This is a genomic window from Bacillus kalamii (assembly GCF_047238185.1).
In the GTDB taxonomy this organism is placed as follows: Bacteria; Bacillota; Bacilli; order Bacillales; family DSM-1321; genus Bacillus_AD.
The window spans coordinates 235149-258291 of sequence record NZ_JBDFMI010000001.1 but is presented as its reverse complement, the minus strand read 5'-3'; the positions used below and the strand labels follow the sequence as shown (position 1 = coordinate 258291).

Below are 23143 nucleotides of genomic sequence, written 5' to 3'. Positions count from 1 at the left end.
CGTCTTTAACCATAATGCTTTACATTAAATCCAGCTTTTTCTGTTTTGTTTCTGTCCCAAGCAACAGGACCGCAAGAGCACCTATTATAATCGCAATACAGAAAATTAGAAATATAGAACTTGTCGAGACTCCTTCAGCAACAAGGGAACCAATCAATAAAGGGCCGAAAACCCCTCCCAATCGCCCGGCACTTGCAGCCATCCCAGATCCCGCACCGCGCATAATGGCTGGATATTGCTCAGGTGTGTATGCATATAATGCACCCCAAGCCCCCAAATTGAAGAAGGACAAGAATGCTCCAGATACGACAAGCAACCCGAGTGATTCGGCGCTTCCAAAAAAGAACGCACTAACAGCAGTTCCCATTAAATAAACAACCAAAACAAATTTTCTTCCAGCACGTTCTATCAGCCAGGCAACCGTGAAATAGCCCGGCAACTGCGCCAATGTCATGATAAAGACATACTGGAAGCTTTTAATGAGGCTGTATCCTTTCAGCACCATCACACTCGGCAGCCAAAGAAACATTCCGTAATAGGAAAAGACGACACAAAACCAAAGAATCCAAAGCATGGCCGTTTTCTGTCTATGTGGTTTATCCCATACTTCTGTTATTTGTTTCCATATACTGACTTTCCTCTTGGATACAGACGTAAATTGCTGAGAATCCGGCAAGCCTACCCGAAGGTATAAAGCATATAGGGCAGGTAAGGTACATATTAGCATAGCTGCCCGCCAGCCGTATTTAGGTATAATGAAATAGGAAATAAGAGCTGCGATAATCCAGCCACCGGCCCAAAAACTTTCAAGCAAAACAACAATCCTTCCCCGTTCATGGGGTTCTACAGTCTCCGATACAAGTGTCGAAGCAACAGGCAACTCCCCTCCTAGCCCCATTCCAATAATAAACCTCAAACATAAAAAGACAGCAAACGAGGCTGTCAAAGCTGATAATCCGCTGCCGATTGAAAAGAGCAATAAGGTTAGAATAAAAACAAATTTCCTCCCTTTCCGATCAGCCATAAGCCCGAATAGAAAAGCGCCTGCCATCATGCCAATTGAATTGATGCTGCCCGCTAGCCCGATTTGCGAAGAAGTGAGCCCCCAATCTTCCGCCATTGCTGCCAGCACAAAAGAAAGAATGCCAACATCCATAGCATCGAACATCCACCCTAGCCCCGCTATTCCCAACAGTTTATTTTTAGTGAATCCCTTTTTGCCCATACATGTTCTCCTTCTGACGATTAAATACATCGTTTAATAGGTATAGATTTTAAATAAAAGGACATCCTAATAGAGGAAGCTTTCTACTAATCCTTTTGATTAGTATTGAAAACATGACGCAAGATTGTTATGTACCCCCAAACATCTCAATTTTCGCTGTTTTCAAGTATTCCCCCCCTTTTAACGGACAAAACGATCGTTTTGTCCGTTTTTTTATTCTAAAAGTGCGCTTACTAAAGAAGGGAAGAGTGCACCTCTTCCCTTCTTTAGTAAGCTATTCTCATTTGATTTCACATAATGGCATTTCCGCTTGGTGCTTGGCCAAAAAACGTTCAATACGTTTGACCGCTTCCTGCAATTGCTCAATGGAAGACGCATAGGATGCCCTAACGTGGCCTTCTCCACTTTCTCCGAATACACTTCCGGGCACAACTGCCACTTTCTCCTCAAGCAACAATTTTTCAGCAAATTGTTCTGAAGTCAACCCCGTGCTTTTAATCGAAGGGAATGCGTAAAAAGCGCCTCCAGGAATATGGCAATCCAACCCCAATTCATTGAAAGATTTCACAATGTAATTGCGGCGCGCCCGATAACTGTTCCTCATATCTTCTACATCCTGCATGCCGTTCTTCAATGCTTCCACAGCAGCATATTGTGACATAGACGGTGCGCACATCATCGCATATTGGTGGATTTTCAGCATTGCTTCGCTCCATGTTTGCGGTGCACATACAAAGCCTAATCTCCATCCAGTCATGGCAAATCCTTTTGAAAAACCGTTAATAACGATTGTTCTTTCTCTCATACCTGGCATCGCCGCAAAACTGGTAAAGCCTTCATCATAGGCAAGTTCTGCATAAATCTCATCCGACAGAACAACTAAATCATGCTGTATGAGAACTTGGGATAAACTTCGCAGGTCTTCCTCGACTAATTGTGTGCCGGTCGGATTATTCGGGGAACAAATAAGGACAGCTTTTGTTTTATCGGTAATAGCTCCTTCAAGCTCTGCTGCTGTCAATTTAAAGCCGTTCTCTTTTTTTGTCGATAGGCTGACAGGCACTCCCCCGGCAAGAGAAACAAGGGGGGCATACGCCACAAAACACGGTTCCACGACAATGACTTCATCGCCTGGGTCAATAATCGACCTTAAGGCAATATCTAAGGCCTGGCTGGCACCGACCGTCACAATAATCTCATTGTTTGGGTCATAGTCAAGGCCGAATGAATTATTCATATATTTTGAAATTTCATTTCTCAATTCCATTAAACCCGCATTTGCCGTATAAGATGTAAATCCTGACTCAAGTGAAGCGATGGCCGCTTCCCTCGCTGACCAGGACGTAACGAAATCAGGCTCTCCAACTCCCAAGGAGACAACCCCTTCCATCGTAGCTGCCAAGTCAAAGAATTTGCGGATCCCAGATGGTTTCATTTCCTGTACGGTTTTGGATAAATGTCTATCTCCACTCATGGCGACACCACAATCCGTTTATCATCATCGCCATGGTCAAATATCGTTCCGTCATGTTTATATTTTTTCAAAATAAAGTGAGTGGTCGTTGATATAACAGAGTCAAGCGTAGATAATTTTTGCGATACAAAGCTTGCCACTTCATTCATAGTCTTTCCTTGTATTGTTACAGACAAATCATAAACACCTGACATAAGGTAGACTGACTGTACTTCTTTGAAGCGGTATATCCGTTTTGCGACTTCATCGAAACCTACACCTCTTTTAGGAGTTACCTTAACGTCAATCATTGCTGTAACGCCATGGTGTTCATCGACTTTCGCCCAATCGATAATCGTCATATAACGGACGATCACTTTCATATCTTCTAATTTCTTTAATGTCGTTTCTAACTCTGTTTCTGGCAGATCGACCATTTTTGCTAGATCTGCTTTTTCTAGCCGCCCATTATTTTCAATGAGCTGCAATACACGTAATTCAGCCGTATTCAGATGCATACATATCCTCCTAATTATGAAACGCTCTATTAGTGACAATTGCTGATGGCAGCCAGTCCAACAAACAACGTTAACATAGCTTATCCATTATGGAAACATTCCTATTATAGCAAGTTTCAAATTAGATGATAATGGGTTTTTTTTAACAGTATCGCTTTAAACCGCTATACTAAACTATTTTATATAAATAAAATTTTTCCAAATAATATAAAAATAAAAGCAACTCTATTCTCTATTTACGTTACAATAAAGATAACTATGTGTTTTACATGCATCCCTTTCTTGAATTTATTGCGATTCTTTGGGCAAAAAAGTAATGTATTGAATAGAAGGGATAATTATATGAACAGAAGGTGATTGGTATGAAATGGAATTTCGATGAGGAAGTGAACAGAAAAAATACCGCTTCCCTGAAATGGGATTTCGTTAACGAACGTTATGGAGGAAGCGAATTGCTGCCAATGTGGGTTGCAGATACCGATTTTGCTTCTCCATCCGAAATAACAGAAGCTTTGGTTAAGCGTGCTCAACATCCTGTCTATGGTTATACAGGTGAAACAGAAGAGGTATATGACAGCATCATCCATTGGATGAAGGAGATGCACGGCTGGATTGTGCCAAAATCTGCCATCAGCTTCAGCGCTGGAGTTGTGTCAGGATTCACTATGAGTATCCTCGCGTTAAGCAACCCTGGGGACAAAGTGCTCGTTCACACTCCTGTTTACACGCCATTCTTTGATAGTATCAAAAATAATGACAGAGAACTCGTGACAAGCCCATTAAGCTATCGGGATGGCAAGATGGTCATCGATTTTGAAGACATGGAGGATAAGATGAAAGAAAACGTCCGCTTGTTGCTGCTTTGCAGCCCGCACAACCCGGGCGGCAGAGTATGGACGAAGGAAGAACTCCTCCGAATAGGGGAACTTTGCATCAAATATGATGTAACGATTCTTTCGGATGAAATCCATGCCGATCTGTGCTTGCCCGGTGTGAAGCATTATCCGATCGCTTCCTTAAGCGAGGAACTTGCCCAACGGACGGTTACCTTCATGGCCCCAAGTAAAACATTCAATGTCGCAGGCATCCAGGCTTCCATCATTATTTGTGAAAATGAGCAAACACTGGCGACAATCAATGCTACACAGCATAAATTCGGCTTCCATGGCTTAAATTTGTTTGCTTTTGAGGCCATTAAGGCTTCCTACACATACGGGAAACCATGGTTAATGGAACTAGTCAGCTATCTCCAGCGCCATGTGGAAACCGTTAAACAATTCTTCCAGGAAAACATGCCGGAAATAAAGGTAATGGTCCCCGATGCTTCATATCTCATTTGGGTTGATTGTACAGCACTCGGGCTTTCCGACGAGGAATTGCATGATCGCCTTGTGAATAAAGGAAAAATCGCCATTTCCCCCGGGAAGAATTATGGTCCGGGAGGAGAAGGCTTTATCCGCCTTAACATTGGCTGCACAACCCATACACTGATGGACGGATTGAAACGCATACAAACCGCGCTTTCCTAAAAAGTCCAATGTACGGACATATAAAAGAAGAGGCCATCCGCCTCTTCTTTTATATGCTTCATTATGTATGGGTGCACATCCTACTATTTTCTTTTATCCTTGCTGACCACTCCGCACGCCTCACGTTCTCCTGAATCGCCCGCAGGCTGCGTCATCCCATTATCGGCCTTGGCATGAATGACAATGCTTGTCCCATCTGTTGTCAATAAACTGTTTCGATCATTTTTCAAGGTAGCCGAAGATTTCAGTTTCACCTTCACCTTTCCCTCTTCATCAGCCGTAATATTCGGCAAGTCGCCTGTATGGGGCCCCTTATCATTAAGCAGTCCATGTTCCTTGCTATCAGGATTAAAATGGTTTCCAGCCGATTTAAAATCAGGGCCTTTACAGACTCCTTTACTATGAAAATGGATTGCATGATTCCCCGGCGACAATCCTTTAACATCAATATCCACCTCAAGGCTATCGCTTTGCTCCGCCAGTTTGATTACGCCAAGCTTGTCGCCCGAACGGTCGTACATATCCACAGAAAGATTAGTGGGACGTTTATCGGCACACCCTGCAAGCAAGAGCAAAGATGCCGCCAAAACTGCATATCTCATAAAAACAAGCCTCCATAGAACATTTTGTCCATTAGAATGTCCCAAGGAGGCTTTTTCTATTCATATTTCTCTTTTTTCAAGACTCTTTTCAATCAGGCTTTTTTCGAGCTCCTTCATTTTCGCTTCTTCTTTTCGTGAATGCTTAATAATCAGGACCATTGTTATGATTGCTGCAGCAAAGAAGATGGCAAACGTAATTCCGGCTGGTATGTATTCACTTTTATCCTTTGGAAAATAAAGAAATAAACCAATGACACCATTCGTAAAAAAACTCACGGGTACTCTTCCTCCCCTTCTTCTTTATGTCACATTATAACATTTATGGAAGGATTAATCACAAATACCATTCGTGTTTTTCAGAATAGGGTATACAGAAAATGGATTTTACCGATCATTGCGCACGTTGGATGACGTCAATGCTTTTAATAGTTACTGGTTCAACCGGTTTGCTTTGTCCGTCCACTTCAACTTTCGCTATTTTATCCACAATCTTCATTCCTTCCACAACTTGCCCAAATACCGTATGTTTTTGATCAAGCCAAGGAGTGCCTCCTTTCTCTTCATACGCCTTAATTACGCCTTCAGGAAAATTAGCCTTTTCCATTTGTGAAACGAGTGAGGAATCTATTTTGGGAGCCTGTACAATAAAAAACTGGCTGCCATTCGTATTTTCCCCTGAATTCGCCATGGACAGGGCGCCTCTGAAATTGAACAGCTTATTGGAAAATTCATCTTCAAACGGTTTTCCCCAAATACTCTCTCCTCCAGTGCCATCCCCTTTAGGATCTCCACCTTGAATCATGAAATCATTAATAACTCTATGGAAGCTCAAACCATCATAGTATCCTTTTTCAGCATGCGTCATAAAATTCTCCACCGCTTTAGGGGCATATTTCGGGAACAGTTTAATCTTGATATCTCCCATACTCGTATGCATAATAATCACATCTTCATCGGATGAGATATCAGATAATTGAGGGTATCCCTCCTTAGTTGCTTCCTGTTTCGGTTTATCTGCATTCTTGTTTTCGTTTTCCTTGCTTTGGTCTTGGCCGCAGCCTGCAAGCACCAACAGCAAGCCAATCAGAACGATGTACATTTTTTTCATTTTTTAACCTCCAAGCCTATTAAATAAAGGTATCCCCTATCGACATAATAGAATAGATTACGTATGAATCACAAGCTATATTTTCCAGCATGGATGGTTTACATCTGAAATGAAGCACTCGAATACTGCTTCCAATATTGTCATTCACCATTCCCATTATGTATGATTAGAGAAAGAGAGTTACAGGAAAGGATGTATGACATGTCAGATTTGCAAACAGGCGCAATCGTTACCGTGTTGAATAAAACAGGAAAATATATAGGGGAAATAACAGCTGTGAATGACCAAAGCTATTTGGTTAGAATTGCAGCCGTCCTTAAACATCCCATGCAGGGTGATTTGCATCATCCAAAACAGGTTGATGTCGCTATGTTCCATATCCGGAAGGCACTCGCCTACCGTGAACAGGTGAATGCCCCTAAAAACCTTGTCAAACCGTTCGATGGCCCGATACCAGAATACAAGGAATCATTGAAGAAGGCGTTCACAGACCTAAAGGATTCCTTGGGCAATAACAGCGATGAATGGTCAGAGTACAGTAAAGCCGCCATTAACGAGCTGGAAAAAGACTATTTTAAATAAGGCGCTATTCTATTAAAAAAGCCAAATCGCTCACAATGATTTGGCTTTTTTATGCAAATTTATCAAATACTCCTGACAAGTCAATCATGTCTCCTATCGTTGTCGGCTCGTGATTGTTCATATATTTCTTATCATCATCTACCAGCTTGCAAATATTATAGGTGGTCATTGCATCATCCAATGCCCTATGATGGCTTCCGACCCCATCCTTCCCATAGGCCTTTACCGCTTTCCATAAGCCAGTCTGATTTTGGTCGCCGAAGAACCGCTTATACTCCATGGATAAATCGATGAAATTCCCTTTAAACGGAAACGCTTGTCCGTTCACTTGGCAATTCTGCCGCAATACCTTCATATCCATATTGCCCCATGTGACAATATGACTTGTCCGTTCTTTGGATTCAATTTCATACAGCCTTTCAATAAGATCCGAGAAGACTATTCCTTGATCCACTTTTTTTTGTTCTATCCCAAGAAAGTTCTTGCACCGCTCAGAAAGAATGGGAAATCGTTGCGGTTTAACATAAGCTGACATTTTCTGTTGAATCTCATCATTGAGTACTGAAATCAACCCTACTTCGATTATTTCCGGATAAAATCCTTCATTTTTGACTTTTGCTTCTGGCATTGTAAATTCAAAATCAATGAACAAGTATTGTTGGTTTTTTTCCAAGCTTTCCCCCTCCTTTCTTCATTGACTGCTCTGCTTTTAAAAAGTATATCAGATAACAATATAAAAGACTGAATTTTTTAATAAAAATCCCATACACTATATTTTCTTATAGCCACTTAAACTTTATGGTTCCATTACCGACATAAGTAAAGAATCATTCATGTGCGCTATCTATGGCAGTGTCCCAAAGACAGGCGGCTGGCTGTATCCGCTGAATGGATATCCCTTATTTGTCTTTAAAGGAGAAAAGACTAGACTATGAGAACTTTTTTTGGATACCTGTTGATTATTGCAACTTTCACCATTTTTTTGTTTTTTGTCCGTTCATTCCATGATGAATGGAACCAGCTCAAACCCGTTACCGCCATTATCGAAGATAAAATATCACTAAAGGAAAATGCCCAATCGACTTTAAGTTATATAAAAAGCGCCGACGGAAAAACTATTTCCCACGTTTCGGCAGGCCAAAAACGAATTTATCTTCCCTCTGCGAGGATTCCCCAAATTATTAAAGATGCATTTGTCATTTCAGAAGACAGATCGTTCTTCCAGCATGGCGGGGTGGATGCCAGTGCGATCGCCAGGGCATTCATTGAAAATGCGAAGCATGAACGCATTGAACAAGGGGGAAGCACCATTACTCAACAACTTGCACGAAACCTTTATTTGAACCAGGAAAAAACATATAACAGAAAGTTTTCCGAACTGCTTTATGCCTATCAGCTGGAGAAGAAATTCTCGAAAGATCAGTTGCTTGAACAATATATTAACGCAATCTATTTCGGCAATGGCATCTATGGGATCGAAGCCGCCTCCCGTTATTATTTCAATCGTCCAAGCAACCATTTGACACAAGGCGAGCTTATTTTACTGGCCGCTATTCCGAATAACCCGACTTTATATGACCCTTTTAAACGGATGGCCAATGTAAAAAAACGGCAGGAGCGCCTTATCGACCAGCTCGTCCAGGCCGGAAAGCTATCAGAACAGCAAGGGCGCCAAATCAAGGTACAGCATATTACTCTTAAACATGGAGCATTTACAGACCTTTATCCTGATTACGTTACCTACGTCGAGCATGAATTCAAACAACTTGTTGCCGAGCAGGATGGCCTTATCCCATCCCTTGAGAGCCAGGATCCAAGCGTAAGCCAGGAAGCTCAGAAAAAGTTGGAAAGAAAGGTGAATCAATTATTGGCTTCAGGCATCACTATTTATACATCGCTCGACCGAAAGATTCAGCAATTGGCGCAAACCTCTCTGCAAACCTATTTGCCTGAGAAAGATGTAGAGGGCGCTACCGCCGTTATACTACATACTACGCATGAGCTTGTCTCTTTGACTGGGGCAAAGGAGTATAAAAAATATTCTTTCCACCGTGGATTCCAAAGTTATCGGCAGCCGGGCTCAGCCATTAAGCCATTGCTTGATTACGGCCCGTACTTGGATGTCACGGGTGCAAGCATCAACAAAAAGGTGAACGCAGGCCCATTTTGCAGCAAAAGTTATTGCCCGCAAAATTACAACAATGGCATCTATGGATATGTTTCTATTAAGAGCGCCTTTGCCCATTCTTATAATACACCGGCTCTCCGCTTATTCCAGGAAACAGGGATTGATCGCAGTTTTTCGTATCTGGACCGATTCGGTTTCAAACAGATAAAGAATACCGATCACATACTGCCTGCTGCCATCGGAGGTTTTACATACGGAATGAGCCCCTTGGAATTAACAGATGCCTATACATCCTTTGTTGACGGACAATACCAGCAAGCTGTTGCTATTAAATATGTAAAAGATGCCAGCGGCCGCATTATCTATAAGTGGAAAAAATCGCCCAAACAAATATGGTCGGATCAAACCGTCCAAAAATTAAGGGTCCTGCTTCACAGTGTAGTTGCTGAAGGTACCGCCAAAAGTGCCTCTTATCCCACTAAGGGATATATCGGTGCAAAAACAGGAACAACCAATGATTTTAAAGATTTATGGATTGTCGGTTTAAATGATTCATATACGGCGGGTGTATGGGTCGGTAAAGATAAACCCGCGAATATCCAATATACCGGCTCTCCGCAATTGGCGGTATGGAAAAACATTATGAAACACACTAAATAGGATTGGCAGCCCGCTTACAGGGCTGCCAATCTTGCTTAACAGCATGAAAATCTACTCTGAGACAAGAGTGGATATTTTTACCAATAAATGTTATTATATTCTACAAATCCAATTATTAAAGGAGTAGGCAAATGAATACGAATCAAGTCTCTCTTCAAGTAAAAGATGGGTTATTCAAGGGACACGCTTGTAAACTTCATTTGCAGACCATAGACGGCATTCCGTCTTTGCTTCAAAGCATTACTTCCCAAAATAACACGATTCATTCCTTAATCAATCTGTATCCATTTGACTTTTCGAAGCAAAAACAAGTCATGCAGCAACTCGCCATATCCTTCACTTCCCATATCCATTTTCCAGTCCTCCTTGAATTCTATCACATGGCAGGAGACTTCGAAGAGATCAAGAAAATGATCGCACAGCTGGAATCATCAAGCTGTCAGGATGACCGTACTTGGGCTTCCTTATACCTCTTATTGACACGTCATGCATTCAACGACATAACACCCGAAGAATTAATTGCGGCTTCAATGGACATCCACTCCACCACCGAAGAAATGAAACTATTTTCGATGATTCTTCATTTGTATGGTTTGCATGATATGGAAATGTTCGATGCTCTTTACAAAATCAGCAGCCATGTCCTTTTGAAAGTTGAAAACCTTGAAAATGATTATCTGCGCGATGCCTACAGGACCCAACTATTACAAATCCATGCATCTTCAAATCTGTTAATTAATCAATTGGATGTATGTAAAGAAACATGCAAACAGCTATTGGCTATAGGCAAGCAACAAGTATATCCGGCTATTTATGCGAATGTATACCATGCCTTGGCATCGAGCTATTTGTTCACAGATTACACTCAGGTGTTGAAGTATCTGGAACTCGCCGAAAAGACAATTGCCCATTTGCCTTTCGCTTATATAAAAGAAAAACGCCAAAATATACATAACACCCTTAGTTTCTGCAATAACCTTTGGGGTTGCAGCCTAGATAAAGAACCGGATGATCCTTCCGAAATAGCCCATCAACTGATCAAATTAGACAAGCTAGGGGAAGCAAGATTCCTTTTAGAAACCCTTTACGAACAACAAGGATTTTTCACCCCTTTTCAGGAATTTTATTACGCATTGGCGACAAAAGACAAAATTCGGCTCCAACTGGCAAAAGAAAAATTCAGCCTTCAATCCAGTTATTTTTATTTGCAGCTTTTTTCGGAAAAAGTTTTGAAGCAATACAACTTTCTTTAAAGGAGGTGAAATAATGAAAAAAGGAATTGGCATTCTTTTGACTGCAGTATTTGTAATTGCAGGAGCTTTCTCCGCTCTCAGCTCTACATCTCCTTCCCAGTATGATCCAGGCAAAACTGTCGGAGCCAAAGCGCCTGATTATAAAACGCTTAAAGATCCAGGCAAAACTGTCGGAGCCAAAGCACCTGATTATAAAACGCTTAAAGATCCAGGCAAAACTGTCGGAGCCAAAGCACCTGATTATAAAACACTTAAAGACCCAGGCAAAACTGTCGGCTAATAGCACTTAACCTCCATGCTCTGCTTCAGAAATTGAGTTGATGTTCTTCAGAACGAATCAGTCCTCTAAGAAAAAAGCCTCTATACAAAATGAAATAATGAAAGCCACCCGAAAATCTTTAAAAAGGAACGGGTGGCTTTCATTATTTTTTCTGTCAGGTCTTTTTTAATTGTTTACTAGATGGGAATACTGGAAGCAAGGCCGTTATAAAGCTTTAGGATGGAATAGCCGAGAAGCACAACGAGGCTGCTCCAAATAAGGACAAGAAATAACACCAGCCCGAAGAGGCCCGATGTCGATAAATAAGCACTGGCCTGGTAGATAAAGTAAATAAAAGCTGTCATAGTCGTAATAAAAAACAATAATGAAACAGCCAATACAGAAAAGCTGCAGAATAGAGAACCTACCCCACCTATCAAATAAATAACTGCACCAAACCGTGTGCTCCGTATTACGTTCCCTTCCTGATCCTTTGAAAAAAGCAGTAGCGCTAAATGCAAGGAAGTATCACTGATCAATTTCATTGCAGCAAGTACCATAAAAAAGCCAAAAGCCAATAATAGCAGAACAGTGAGCCGAATGCCGGATGCCGAAAAGAAAGAGAGTAAACCGTCGTAAACGCCGAAGGAAATGAAAAGCTCCAACACTTTTTTTTGGGCAAAAACGGCATATGACAGACTAAACAAAACAATGGATATAAAAGGGAAATATCCGGTGAAATATGTATTTTTCATGTAAAATCCTCTTATGTATATAGTGGTGCCTTCCCATACTTTCTTGGCAAAGCTTTTATTTTAATCATCTTATTATACCATCACCCTTCTTCCAGGGACCAACTCAGGTTTTGTTTCTGCATTGAATAAATAACCAATTTTTACTATTTAATATACATAAATCCACTGCCTCCCCTTCCCATTTTCACCTATTTGCGAAAAAAATAAATCCAGAAATAGATGGGTTTCTTCTTATTTAATAGAAAGGGGCGAACTATTCGCCCAACCTACGGTTATCATGCATAAGCCCCGTATTTAAGCTATAATTATAGGAAATGCTCTCTTGCAATGAATTCCATTTACAAAAAAACGGGAAACTGCTATTTTACTTTTTGAACCTTTCTTTCATGTATTTATCCCGTTTCGGAAATACTAGGAAAAAGGTTTTTTGTTCGTCGGAATGCATTCGGCCCATCTTTGAATCATAAGGTTCTCCCATGGGCTTGCAGACATAAAAATTAAGGGAGGGATTCTATGTCGTGGCTGCACTGGGCTATTCTTTCGCCCTTTCTATTAGCTGTCATCGTACCATTGCTGTATAAAACGTTCCGCCGCATCCATACTGGGTGGTTCGTACTTGTTTTGCCAATAGTGCTTTTCACTTATTTCTTTTTGAAAATACCTGATATCCAAAACGGACAGATGATACAGGAGACGTTGAATTGGATTCCGTCACTTGGCATCAATTTTGTGGCCATCATAGATGGTTTATCATTGCTATTCGCATTGCTAATAACCGGAATCGGTTCACTTGTCGTCCTCTATTCCATTTTCTACTTATCGAAAGAAAAAGAGCAATTACATAATTTTTATGTATATCTTCTGTTATTCATGGGGGCCATGCTCGGTGTGGTTCTATCGGATAACTTGATCGTCCTATACACCTTCTGGGAATTCACCAGCCTATCATCTTTCCTATTGATTGGTTACTGGTATAATCGGGAAAGGTCACGCTACGGTGCCCAAAAATCCATGCTCATTACAGTATTTGGGGGATTAAGCATGCTTGGTGCGATCGTCATGCTATATGTCATGGGCGGCACCTTCAGCATACGGGGGTTGATTGAACAAAGCGGCACAATAGTGGATCATCCATTATTCATTGCTGCCATGATTCTCATTTTACTTGGGGCATTCACAAAATCAGCGCAATTCCCGTTCCACATCTGGCTACCTGATGCAATGGAAGCACCGACCCCAGTCAGTGCTTATCTACATTCAGCAACCATGGTTAAAGCCGGTATTTATTTGGTTGCCCGTCTGAGCCCATTGTTTGCCGAATCAGGCATATGGCTATGGCTGGTCGGAGGCATCGGATTATTGACACTTCTTTGGGGTTCATTCAATGCGATCAGGCAAACCGACCTTAAAGGAATCCTTGCCTATTCTACCATTTCACAGCTCGGACTGATCATGTCCCTTCTTGGTGTCGGCGCTGCGGCTGTGCATTATCCGCAATTAGGCAACGAAAATCTCTATATAGCAGCAACTGTCGCTGCCATTTTCCATTTGATTAATCACGCAACTTTTAAAGGCAGCCTATTTATGATGGTTGGGATTGTTGACCATGAAACTGGCACACGCGATATAAGAAAATTAGGCGGTCTTATGTCATTCATGCCCATCACCTTCACGATCGCTTTAATCGGTACCTTTTCGATGGCGGGCCTGCCTCCATTCAACGGTTTCTTAAGTAAAGAAATGTTCCTGGAGAGCATGGTTTCTATTCTGTCATTCGATTTATTCAACATGTCTACCTGGAGCACGCTATTCCCGGTTTTAGCGTGGATTGCCAGCGTATTCACATTCGTCTACAGTATGATGGTTGTATTCAAAACATTTACAGGTAAATACCAGCCTGAAAAATTGCCGAAGAAACCGCATGAAGCACCAATGGGTATGCTAGTTTCACCAATCATCCTTGCATTATTGGTGATTGCTTTCGGATTCTTCCCGAATGTGCTGACAGATACGATCATTAAACCAGCGGCTTCAGCTATTCTTGGCGATGTATTCCCAGCTGACTATGATCTTCATATCTCATTTTGGCACGGGGCGACGCCTGCTCTATTCATGACAATCGGCATTGTTTTGGTTGGCTTGTTCCTATTCCTAGCTTGGCCAAAATGGAAATCACTTTATAAACTATTTCCAGAGAAGCTGTCTTTCAATAATTTGTACGACTATGCACTACCCGGGATGGAAAAAGGGTCTTTCAAGCTAGTGAAGCTCTTTATGACCGGTTTCATCCGGAACTATTTGGTCTATATTTTCTTGTTCTTTATCACAGCGCTTGCCTTTACACTTTACTGGAAGAAAGCCTTCATTTTCAACACAGGGGATACTGCCCCAATCGGTTTCTATGAAGTGGTATTGGCCATCATCATTGCCATCGGCGCTATTTCTATTCTGTTTGTAAAATCCCGCCTGACGTCGATTATCGTATTGGGCTCAGTAGGATATACCGTTTCTTTATTTTTCGTGTTGTTCAGAGCTCCGGACTTAGCGCTGACACAATTAGTGGTAGAGACAGTCTCAACTGCTTTGTTCCTACTTTGCTTTTATCATTTGCCGAAGCAATTCCGTAAAGAGGAACGGCTTAAATTCAAGACTACAAACTTGCTTATTTCGATTGGCGTGGGTGCGGTCATTACATTAATCGCCCTGTCCGCCCATAGCAACAAGCTTTTCGATACCATATCCAAGTTCTACCTGGATACTGCCTATACAGAAGCAGGCGGAAAGAACGTCGTAAATGTGACACTGGTTGATTACAGGGGACTTGATACGATGTTTGAAATAACAGTGCTTGGCATCGCAGCCATAGGCATATACAGCATGATTAAATTGCGATTGGCAAAAAGGGGAGGGAAAAAAGCGAATGAAAACAAATGATCTAATTTTGCAGACGGCCACTAAGGTTGCTGTATTTATCATTATTATGTTTGCTGTCCGCTTGTTCTTCTCCGGCCACTATTTTGCCGGAGGGGGATTCGTCGGCGGCTTGATTACATCGGCGGCGATCGTCCTAATCATGATTGCTTTCGACCTAAAGACTGCCAAACGGATCGTTCCTATAAACTACCGCTATCTAATCGGTTCCGGGCTTCTGATTTCTACGTGTACCGGGCTTGCACCTGTATTTATGGGGAAACCATTTCTGACACACTTTTATACGTATTATGACTTTCCGATTATCGGAAAAACTTCGCTTCATACCGCGACGCTATTCGACCTTGGGGTCTACCTAGTCGTTGTCGGAGTAACTATGACGATTATCCAAAGTATAGGGGAGAGTGAATAATGGAGATCTTAATGGCGTTTATCATAGGAATTCTATTTACTTGCGCAACCTACCTTATGCTATCAAAAAGTATCTTGCGCATCATTATCGGCACCGGCCTGTTGAGCCATGGAGCACATCTGTTGATCCTCACTATGGGAGGGCTTAAGCGGGGAGCTGTACCGCTTCTAGGGGAACATGCGAAATCGTATGTCGATCCTCTTCCGCAGGCGTTGATTCTGACATCCATCGTCATCAGTTTCGGTGTTACTTCCTACTTCCTTGTACTTGCTTACCGCGCATATCAGGAACTGGGAACAGACAATATGGATCTATTGAGGGGAAACGAATCAAATGAATAGTCATAACATCGTCCTTTTTCCGATTCTATTGCCTCTTTTAACAGGAATCATCTTGCTTTTCTTCCGGAATGTGAAAGTCCAAAGAACGGTATCCATGATTTCTTTTGCAGTCGGAATCGGAATAACTGTTTACTTATTAACATCCGTCCATGCGAACGGCATGCTAACTGTCGATGTCAGCAGCTGGAAAGCTCCATTCGGCATTGTCATTGCGGCGGATATGCTGTCTTCCTTACTAGTTCTTACTACGTTCATCATTGCGTTCTGTGTAAGTATTTACTCTATCCGTTCGATTGGCTTGGACCGTGAACGGTTTTATTATTACGCCGTATTCCAATTTTTGATCGTCGGGGTGAACGGAGCATTTCTAACAGGTGATATTTTCAACTTGTTTGTGTTCTTTGAAGTTATGCTGATGGCATCCTATGTATTGCTCGTTTTGGGCGGAACAAAAATTCAGCTTAGAGAAACATTGAAGTATGTTCTTGTCAACGTCATCTCATCGGCGATTTTTGTCATTACAGTAGCTTATCTGTACTCCATAGTCGGGACACTGAACATGGCTCATATCGCCAGCCGGGTGGCAGAGGTTGGACAACCGGGAATTCTGACAGTCATTGCTGTCCTTATGCTGATTGTATTTGGATTGAAAGGGGCTATCTTCCCTTTGTTCTTCTGGTTGCCGGGATCTTATTATGCAGCTCCTGCGCCTGTATTAGCGCTATTCGGGGCATTGCTGACCAAGGTAGGGATCTATTCCATCTTCCGTACCTATACGCTGATTTTCACGCATGATGTCAGCTTTACACACGCCCTTCTCGGAGCACTTGGATTATTGTCCATTGTAGTCGGAGTCATCGGCGCCATTGCCTATTGGGATGTTAAGAAAATCATTATTTACAATATAATCATTGCCGTCGGTGTTATTATTTTCGGCATTTCACTCAATAATGACGCCGGTACATCGGGTGCACTGCTTTACCTAGTACACGATATGATTATTAAAGCCGCTTTGTTCCTGTTGATCGGCCTTATGGTCAAGATAACAGGAACAAGCGATTTAAGGCAAATGGGCGGTCTGATCAAGCAATATCCTTGGATTGGCTGGACCTTTTTCCTTGCGGCCATTTCACTCGCAGGCATACCGCCATTAAGTGGATTTCCAGGGAAACTGCTGATTATCCAAGGGTCCATTGAAGCAAAAGCATACATCGGTACTTTTGTGATTATCGCATCCAGTTTGTTCGTCCTTTATTCGGTTATGAAAATATTTATCCACGGCTTTTGGGGCACACCGAAAAAAGCATTTGAAATGCCCGCCCGCTCCCTTTACAGCATGACAGGCCCCGCCATGGTACTCGTGGCTGTATCCTTGGCATTGGGCTTAGGTTTGGAAAGTATATACCCTTACATCTCCCAAGCCACTGAAACATTAATGAATCCGGATTTATATATAAATGCGGTGCTAAAGGAGTGATGTAAAATGGCCTTTCAAATACTACTGAATGTTTTCCTGGCTTTGATATGGATGTTCCTATCCACATCGACCCAGCCATCATCTTTCATAGCGGGATATCTGCTTGGCCTATTGATCCTGATCGGCTTCAGGCGATTTTTCCGCTCAACGTTCTATTTGGTAAGAATATGGGCAGTCGTTAAGCTGATTTTCATATTCTTCAAGGAATTAATTCTTTCCAATATCGCAGTACTGAAGGTCATCCTAAGGCCAAAGCTGGATATGAATCCCGGTATCTTCGCCTTAAAAACAGAACTGAAGAGCGATTGGGAAATCACTCTCCTCGCCAATTTGATCACCCTTACACCGGGCACGCTCGTTGTAGATGTATCTGACGATAATTCAACGCTGTATGTACATGCAATGGACATACAGGATGTCCAGGATGAAATTGATGGCATCAAAAACACATTTGAAAAAGCGATTATGGAGGTGAGCAGATAATGTTCCATATTATTATTTTAATAGCGCTAGTATGTATTTCCTTATCGATGCTCGCTCTGCTTTACCGTGTCATTAAAGGGCCTTCCATCCCCGACCGAGTAATCGCTCTTGACGCGATGGTCATCAATCTGATCGCCATCATTGCCCTTATTTCAATCCTCTTGGATACGTATGCATTCCTTGAAGTTATTCTTCTGCTGGGAATCCTTGCTTTCATAGGAACAGTGGCATTTGCGAAATACTTGGAGAAGGGAGAGATTATAGAAAATGATCGAAATAAGTAAACTTGCAGCAGCTATCCTTATCCTGCTCGGCGCTTTCTTAACGATGGTGACTGCATTCGGTCTCATAAGGCTCCCCGATATCTATACTCGTAATCACGCTGCTTCAAAAAGCGCAACTTTAGGTATCATGTTCATCCTGCTCGGGACGTTCATTTACTTTTATACAACTCATGGACATTTTAATTCCCGTGTCTTACTGGGCATCTTGTTCATCTTTTTCACAGCTCCTGTTTCCGGGCACCTGATTAGCAGGGCGGCCTACAATTCCGGCGTAAAGCTATGCAGCCAAACGGTAAGGGATGATTTAAAAAAAGCACGTGAAACAACAGCAGCCAAAAAAAGCGAATAGACACGTAAAAAAACAGAGAATCCTATATAAGGAAGCTCTGTTTTTTTATGATCAACTATGCGGAAAAACCAATAGAACACCTAACAAAATGATGATAAGAAACAAATATTGCTCAAACCGTTTGGCGGGAATGCGCTTATTCAGAAACACGCCAAGTACTGTCGCCAGCAGAATCGCAGGTATAGAATAACCATAGAGGATCAACGAATCCATCGTCCATAATCCTCCTAAAGCATGGCCTGAAACGACAAGGACGCCAGATATTAAAAAATGTGCCTGCAATGTGCCCCGCAAGCGTTCCGGGCTCCATTTCCGCAGAGTTCCATAAACAACAACAGGAACGCCATTAAAGTTGTAGGCACTCCCCAATACGCCGGAGGCAAAGCCGAATGGCCATATCCAGCCTCCCCTGCCGAGCAGAGGACGGTCCAGCTTTTGGAACCATTTTTTCTTCAATAAAGAATATATTCCATATGCAATCAAAAAAAGGCCGAGGCCGACCGTAATCACTGGACCAGGAACAACTTGAATAATGAAGATCCCCACTGGTATACCAACAAGCGTTGAGATGGCCAAACGGATAAGGACACCCCTCTCTATATGCTTCCAGCCGCTAAAAACAGTAAGGGCAGCAACAGTAAGCCCTGCCATTCCAATTAAGGAAACAGATGTATGCAATGGAATCTGTAAAATCGCTAATAATGGCATGCTGACAATCGCTTCACCGAAACCAAACATCGATCTCATTAATGCTCCGGCAAAAACGGCTAACACCGCCAATAAAATCATGTTTAGAGACACATTTCCCCTCCTTAACTCCCCTTTATTCAGGAATAGGATTCCTCACTAATCCCCCACTCTATTATACCATTTGAAAACTTCCATTAACTAACGATAAACACACCTTTTCTAAGCGCGCTATCACCTTCTGTAACACACAAAAACCATACCGGTAATATCAATGTATGTAAATAGAACAAAACCTCTTATATCGAAAATATAAAAGAATAAAGACCTCCTCTTTTTCATTTTTTTACGCTATATCAAAATAAAAAAAGGCCTATCAGGATAAGTAACGTTAAACGGCATCAAAGTCACACAAAATCATGACAATCTCCCTTCACTCTGTAAAAAGTTGCTTAATATTTAACTTTTTTCCAAAACAAAAAAGACTATAGTAGTAGATATGGGGGATCACTTTTTCAGGGAGGAAAAGACTATGCATGAAAAAATCGCAATAATCGGCGGTGGCATAGGGGGACTTGCCACTTCACTTGCATTGCAGAAACTGGGCTATGCCGTATCTGTATATGAACGGCATCAGGAAAGCCAGGAAATCGGGGCAGGCATCATATTGGGCGCTAATGCAATGGCTGCTTTGGATTTTCTCGGAGTCGGCGATAGCGTGCGCCAAGCAGCTTGCGAAGACCATACTTGTTATATTTTTTCAGAAAGGGGAAAACGGCTGACAAAGCTTCATCTAGATAAAGAAACGATCTATACGTTTATCACTCGCCCTGTTTTAATGAACATTTTGTCAGATGCACTTCTGCCGAATACAATTATACATAATAGGCAGTTAACTGATTTTGCACAAGGCCCAAATAAAGTCCAGCTGCAGTTTAAGGATGGGTCAGTAGACCATGCCGATTACATGATTGCCAGTGACGGTATGTTTTCTTCTATCCGAAAAAAAGTACTGCCTAAACATAATCTCCAGTTTGCCGGATATGCCTGTTGGCGAGGAATTATCAACAATTGCCCTGCACACATCGACCGTAGGTATACAGAGACTTGGGGAACTAAGGGAAGAGTTGGGCTTGTGCCCTTGCCTAATAACCAAATGTACTGGTACGCACTGAAAAACTGCCGGGAGCAGGATAAGGAAATCGAATCATGGACAAAAATGGATATTGTCTATAATTTTATTGACTACCATGAACCGATTCCAGTACTGCTAGACAAAATGAACGAAAAGGAGATGTTTTTCAAATACATTTATAACCTGCCCCCCATTCCGAAATTTGCCTTCGGCAGAATTTTATTAGTGGGAGATGCAGCGCATGCCACCACGCCGAATATGTGGCAGGGAGCAGGACAAGCTTTAGAAGACGCCTTAATCCTGGCTGTCAGCATCAGCCCGTCCGATTCCCTCCAAAATGGGTTTCTATCTTATGAAAAGCAAAGACTGGAACGGATACGGAAAGTAGATCACGATTCCAATTTATATGGCAAGGTGGCTCAGCTTGAGATGCCGATACTATGCTCATTGCGAAACATCGTGCTTGAGCTGGCGCCCCATTCTATTCATACTAAAAAGCTGAAACAACTGTTTAATATGTAACCAGGCATTCTTATCCAAAGAATGATCAATCTTTGGTCATTCTTTTTTTTGTATCACAGCCATTGTACATCTGGACACGCAAATCAACTTCTCCTGCTCGTCCACAATTTTAACTTCCCAAACCATTGTGGTTCTTCCGCGATGAAGCAGTGTTCCATGTGCCGTTACAATCCCCTCCTTTTTCCCGCGGATATGGTTTGCATTGATTTCCAAACCTACCGCCGCTTCTTTCTGCTGGTCAACCAAGTGTACAGCCCCTATGCTGGCTACCGTTTCAGCCAAAGCGACGGAAGCTCCGCCATGCAATAAGCCGAACGGTTGGCGCGTTCTGCCATCTACAGGCATCGTAGCCACAACCTTGCCTTCTTCAAGTGTAACAATTTCCATTCCAAGTGTTTCAATCAACGTATTTTCTAAATTCATCTATCCATTCCTCCTCCTTGTATCTTTTTCGATAGCCCCTCTAGAGGTTCCTTCATTATAATATAGATTTGCTAAACTTTTTACAGTTCACCCTTCCAAATAAGCAGCAAAAAAAACAGCTCCTTCATTATCGGGAGCTGTCTTTTTTCAATAATAGTAATATCCTCCGCCATATGGATATCCTGGTATCTGTTGCATCTGCTGTGCAGGGTAATTCCCATATGGCGGCGGTGGGTACTGCGGCCTCGGACGAACAAGGGCGCTTCCGACCAGACCGCCGATCACGCCCCCCAAAAATGGGGCTCCGAACCCGCCTCCAAAGAAAAAGGGGTTCCATCCGGGGCCTCCTGGACCGCCGCCATAACCTTTGCCGTACTGATTGGGCCTGCGGGCATACATAGGATCACTCCTTTTTTAGGCTGTACACTATTTCTATGCTCATATGATCCATTTGGACTGGGCATATCTACTATCAACAGGAATTTAATAATAGAAAACCTATTTTTGAGGAGTAAAATCCAATACAAGCTGGGCTAGTGTTTTCACCATAACACCCGTTGCACCTGGTGTTTGCTGTTCATTCGGTTTCTTCGTAACAGATGTTCCGGCAATGTCGAGATGGACCCACGGCGTCTCTTCTGCAAATTCACCGACAAAAGCAGCCCCCATTATGGCATGGCCTTCCCGGCCCGGTGAATTATTCAAATCGGCCATCAGGCTGTTTCTGACGCGCTTTTGATCTTTTTCCGTAATAGGCAGCTGCCACATAGGCTCTCCAGTCAACTCTGAAGCCTGTTTCACTTTTCCAAAGAATGCACTGTTATTTGTAAATGCTCCTGTCATGTCGTTTCCAAGAGCGACGATAACGCCGCCAGTCAATGTAGCCACATCAACAAGATAGTTAGCGCCATGCTGCTTCGCATAGGTAACTCCATCAGCCAATGCCAGTCTGCCCTCAGCATCTGTATTCAGCACTTCTATTGTTTTTCCGCTTAAGGAGGTGATGACATCATCCGGCTTAAAGGCATCCGCACTGATCATGTTATCGGTCGACGCAATGACTGCAACGACATTTTGGGCAGGTTTCAGCTCCCCTATGATCTTCATGGCGCCAAGAACAGCTGCAGCACCGCCCATATCTGTTTTCATGCCGACTATGCCATCTTTTGTTTTTAACGAATATCCCCCGGTATCAAATGTGACTCCTTTTCCGACCAAACCGATTACATCATTCCAGTTGTCCTTCCCCTGATATTTCAGTGTAATCATTGCCGGCGGCTCGGTAGAACCCTGATTCACAGCCAACAAAGCTCCCATGCCAAGTTCCTGCATTTGCTCCTTGCCCAGAATCTCGCATTCAAATCCATATTCTTCCGCCATCTCCCTTGCTTGATCAGCAAGTGCGGATGCTGTGAGAATATTAGGCGGCATATTCACCAGTGTACGGGCGTAGTTTGTACTTTTCCCATACACGAAGCCTTTATGTAATGACTGTTCTATCTGCTCTTCTTTTTCTGTGGTATATAAAGCCAAAGATTCAATTTGGACAATTGGCTTATTCGGCTTTCTTTTATACGTTTCCAGTGTATAAAGAGATTGCATGTAAACTTCCCCCAGCAAGGCAGCAGCGCGCTCTGCCGGCATTTGATCTCCTATCAGCGAATCCAGGTCGATCGAGGCTGCCTTCAATCTCATTTCTTTTATTTTACGGAATGCTTTTGCCATCCCTTCCTTCCAATCTTCTTCACTGACCCTCTTCTCTCTTCCCAAGCCTACAAAAAGAAGGCGCTTTGTCTTAAGCTTGCCTAATGTGTGAATTACTGTAATATGTTTTTTCTGCGGGGAAATATCATTGGAGCTGATCAACTCTGCTATTTTCCCTTCCAATGCGTCATCGCAAGTCGCCGCCGCCCCTTTCAGCATAAAGCCGGGATAGTGGACTCCCACCACTAAACATTCTATTTCTGCATCTGCATTCCATTGTTGTAAAGTAACCATATTAACTCCTCCATTCTTTATGCCGTATA

Annotated in this window: 25 protein-coding genes; 13 read left to right on the top strand and 12 right to left on the bottom strand. The window is 42.5% G+C overall.

What is annotated here, in order from left to right; translation table 11 throughout:
* Positions 1-19: 19 nt before the first annotated feature.
* From ABC357_RS01350 to ABC357_RS01340, 3 genes are all read right to left on the bottom strand, one after another.
* A complete protein-coding gene (locus tag ABC357_RS01350) occupies positions 20-1225 on the bottom strand; it encodes an MFS transporter (protein ID WP_412885782.1) in 1206 nt (401 codons plus the stop codon).
* 280 nt (positions 1226-1505) lie between these two features.
* On the bottom strand, positions 1506-2699 hold the full coding sequence (locus ABC357_RS01345; RefSeq protein ID WP_412885781.1) for an aminotransferase: 1194 nt from the start codon (positions 2697-2699) through the stop codon (positions 1506-1508).
* A complete protein-coding gene (locus ABC357_RS01340) occupies positions 2696-3196 on the bottom strand; it encodes an Lrp/AsnC family transcriptional regulator (protein ID WP_412885780.1) in 501 nt (166 codons plus the stop codon). The genes ABC357_RS01345 and ABC357_RS01340 overlap by 4 nt, the downstream gene beginning before the upstream one ends.
* A 362-nt stretch (positions 3197-3558) precedes the next feature.
* Here ABC357_RS01340 and ABC357_RS01335 point away from each other — a divergent pair, with 362 nt between their 5' ends.
* The gene (locus ABC357_RS01335) at positions 3559-4725 is read left to right on the top strand and encodes a MalY/PatB family protein (protein ID WP_412885779.1); all 1167 of its coding nucleotides are present in this window, start codon (positions 3559-3561) and stop codon (positions 4723-4725) included.
* Positions 4726-4808: 83 nt separating this feature from the next.
* Here ABC357_RS01335 and ABC357_RS01330 read toward each other — a convergent pair whose 3' ends face one another.
* The 3 genes from ABC357_RS01330 to ABC357_RS01320 form a co-directional block, all read right to left on the bottom strand.
* Positions 4809-5327, bottom strand: coding sequence for a superoxide dismutase family protein (locus tag ABC357_RS01330; RefSeq protein ID WP_412885778.1), 519 nt, complete (start codon positions 5325-5327; stop codon positions 4809-4811).
* A 60-nt stretch (positions 5328-5387) separates the two neighbouring features.
* Positions 5388-5603 (bottom strand): hypothetical protein, encoded by a 216-nt coding sequence (locus tag ABC357_RS01325; RefSeq protein ID WP_412885777.1) that lies wholly within the window; start codon positions 5601-5603, stop codon positions 5388-5390.
* A gap of 115 nt (positions 5604-5718) precedes the next feature.
* Complete coding sequence (locus ABC357_RS01320) at positions 5719-6435, bottom strand: peptidylprolyl isomerase (protein ID WP_412885776.1); 717 nt, start codon at positions 6433-6435, stop codon at positions 5719-5721.
* A gap of 201 nt (positions 6436-6636) precedes the next feature.
* On the opposite strand from ABC357_RS01320, the gene kapB reads away from it, so the two are divergent.
* The gene (kapB, locus tag ABC357_RS01315; RefSeq protein ID WP_412885775.1) at positions 6637-7017 is read left to right on the top strand and encodes a kinase-associated lipoprotein KapB; all 381 of its coding nucleotides are present in this window, start codon (positions 6637-6639) and stop codon (positions 7015-7017) included.
* A gap of 49 nt (positions 7018-7066) precedes the next feature.
* On the opposite strand, the gene kapD is transcribed toward kapB, so the two are convergent.
* Entirely contained in the window at positions 7067-7690 is a 624-nt protein-coding gene (gene kapD / locus ABC357_RS01310; protein ID WP_412885774.1) for a 3'-5' exonuclease KapD, read from the bottom strand.
* 258 nt (positions 7691-7948) lie between these two features.
* On the opposite strand from kapD, the gene ABC357_RS01305 reads away from it, so the two are divergent.
* The 3 genes from ABC357_RS01305 to ABC357_RS01295 all read left to right on the top strand — a co-directional run bounded on the left by ABC357_RS01305 (position 7949) and on the right by ABC357_RS01295 (position 11338).
* The gene (locus tag ABC357_RS01305; RefSeq protein ID WP_412885773.1) at positions 7949-9805 is read left to right on the top strand and encodes a transglycosylase domain-containing protein; all 1857 of its coding nucleotides are present in this window, start codon (positions 7949-7951) and stop codon (positions 9803-9805) included.
* 131 nt (positions 9806-9936) lie between these two features.
* Positions 9937-11058 carry an AimR family lysis-lysogeny pheromone receptor gene (locus tag ABC357_RS01300; RefSeq protein WP_412885772.1) on the top strand — a complete coding sequence of 374 codons (1122 nt, stop codon included), beginning with the start codon at positions 9937-9939 and terminating at the stop codon, positions 11056-11058.
* A gap of 13 nt (positions 11059-11071) precedes the next feature.
* The gene (locus ABC357_RS01295) at positions 11072-11338 is read left to right on the top strand and encodes a hypothetical protein (protein WP_412885771.1); all 267 of its coding nucleotides are present in this window, start codon (positions 11072-11074) and stop codon (positions 11336-11338) included.
* 176 nt (positions 11339-11514) lie between these two features.
* Here ABC357_RS01295 and ABC357_RS01290 read toward each other — a convergent pair whose 3' ends face one another.
* Positions 11515-12072, bottom strand: coding sequence for a DUF5366 family protein (locus tag ABC357_RS01290; RefSeq protein WP_412885770.1), 558 nt, complete (start codon positions 12070-12072; stop codon positions 11515-11517).
* A gap of 513 nt (positions 12073-12585) precedes the next feature.
* Here ABC357_RS01290 and ABC357_RS01285 point away from each other — a divergent pair.
* Genes ABC357_RS01285 through mnhG form a run of 7 tightly spaced genes read left to right on the top strand, consistent with a single transcriptional unit; the run spans position 12586 to position 18349 of the window.
* A complete protein-coding gene (locus ABC357_RS01285; protein ID WP_412885769.1) occupies positions 12586-15006 on the top strand; it encodes a Na+/H+ antiporter subunit A in 2421 nt (806 codons plus the stop codon).
* Positions 14993-15415 carry a Na(+)/H(+) antiporter subunit B gene (locus tag ABC357_RS01280; RefSeq protein ID WP_412885768.1) on the top strand — a complete coding sequence of 141 codons (423 nt, stop codon included), beginning with the start codon at positions 14993-14995 and terminating at the stop codon, positions 15413-15415. The genes ABC357_RS01285 and ABC357_RS01280 overlap by 14 nt, the downstream gene beginning before the upstream one ends.
* Positions 15415-15756: a Na(+)/H(+) antiporter subunit C gene (locus ABC357_RS01275; protein ID WP_412885767.1), complete on the top strand. Its 342-nt coding sequence runs from the start codon at positions 15415-15417 to the stop codon at positions 15754-15756. The genes ABC357_RS01280 and ABC357_RS01275 overlap by 1 nt, the downstream gene beginning before the upstream one ends.
* Positions 15749-17233, top strand: a complete 1485-nt coding sequence (locus tag ABC357_RS01270; RefSeq protein ID WP_412885766.1) for a Na+/H+ antiporter subunit D — start codon at positions 15749-15751, stop codon at positions 17231-17233. The genes ABC357_RS01275 and ABC357_RS01270 overlap by 8 nt, the downstream gene beginning before the upstream one ends.
* Positions 17234-17239: 6 nt before the next feature.
* The gene (locus ABC357_RS01265; RefSeq protein ID WP_412885765.1) at positions 17240-17716 is read left to right on the top strand and encodes a Na+/H+ antiporter subunit E; all 477 of its coding nucleotides are present in this window, start codon (positions 17240-17242) and stop codon (positions 17714-17716) included.
* A 47-nt stretch (positions 17717-17763) separates the two neighbouring features.
* A complete protein-coding gene (locus ABC357_RS01260; RefSeq protein ID WP_412888550.1) occupies positions 17764-18000 on the top strand; it encodes a Na(+)/H(+) antiporter subunit F1 in 237 nt (78 codons plus the stop codon).
* Positions 17984-18349, top strand: a complete 366-nt coding sequence (mnhG, locus tag ABC357_RS01255) for a monovalent cation/H(+) antiporter subunit G (protein WP_412885764.1) — start codon at positions 17984-17986, stop codon at positions 18347-18349. The genes ABC357_RS01260 and mnhG overlap by 17 nt, the downstream gene beginning before the upstream one ends.
* 51 nt (positions 18350-18400) lie before the next feature.
* Here the strand turns inward: mnhG and ABC357_RS01250 are convergent, their stop codons facing one another.
* Positions 18401-19150, bottom strand: a complete 750-nt coding sequence (locus ABC357_RS01250) for a sulfite exporter TauE/SafE family protein (RefSeq protein ID WP_412885763.1) — start codon at positions 19148-19150, stop codon at positions 18401-18403.
* A gap of 418 nt (positions 19151-19568) precedes the next feature.
* Between ABC357_RS01250 and ABC357_RS01245 the strand changes: the two genes are divergently transcribed.
* Positions 19569-20693 carry an FAD-dependent monooxygenase gene (locus tag ABC357_RS01245; protein ID WP_412885762.1) on the top strand — a complete coding sequence of 375 codons (1125 nt, stop codon included), beginning with the start codon at positions 19569-19571 and terminating at the stop codon, positions 20691-20693.
* Between the two features lie 36 nt (positions 20694-20729).
* On the opposite strand, the gene ABC357_RS01240 is transcribed toward ABC357_RS01245, so the two are convergent.
* The 3 genes from ABC357_RS01240 to ABC357_RS01230 all read right to left on the bottom strand — a co-directional run bounded on the left by ABC357_RS01240 (position 20730) and on the right by ABC357_RS01230 (position 23114).
* Positions 20730-21116, bottom strand: a complete 387-nt coding sequence (locus ABC357_RS01240) for a PaaI family thioesterase (protein WP_412885761.1) — start codon at positions 21114-21116, stop codon at positions 20730-20732.
* 147 nt (positions 21117-21263) lie between these two features.
* Positions 21264-21515 (bottom strand): hypothetical protein, encoded by a 252-nt coding sequence (locus ABC357_RS01235; protein ID WP_412885760.1) that lies wholly within the window; start codon positions 21513-21515, stop codon positions 21264-21266.
* Between the two features lie 99 nt (positions 21516-21614).
* Positions 21615-23114, bottom strand: coding sequence for a leucyl aminopeptidase (locus ABC357_RS01230; protein WP_412885759.1), 1500 nt, complete (start codon positions 23112-23114; stop codon positions 21615-21617).
* Between the last annotated feature and the right edge of the window lie 29 nt (positions 23115-23143).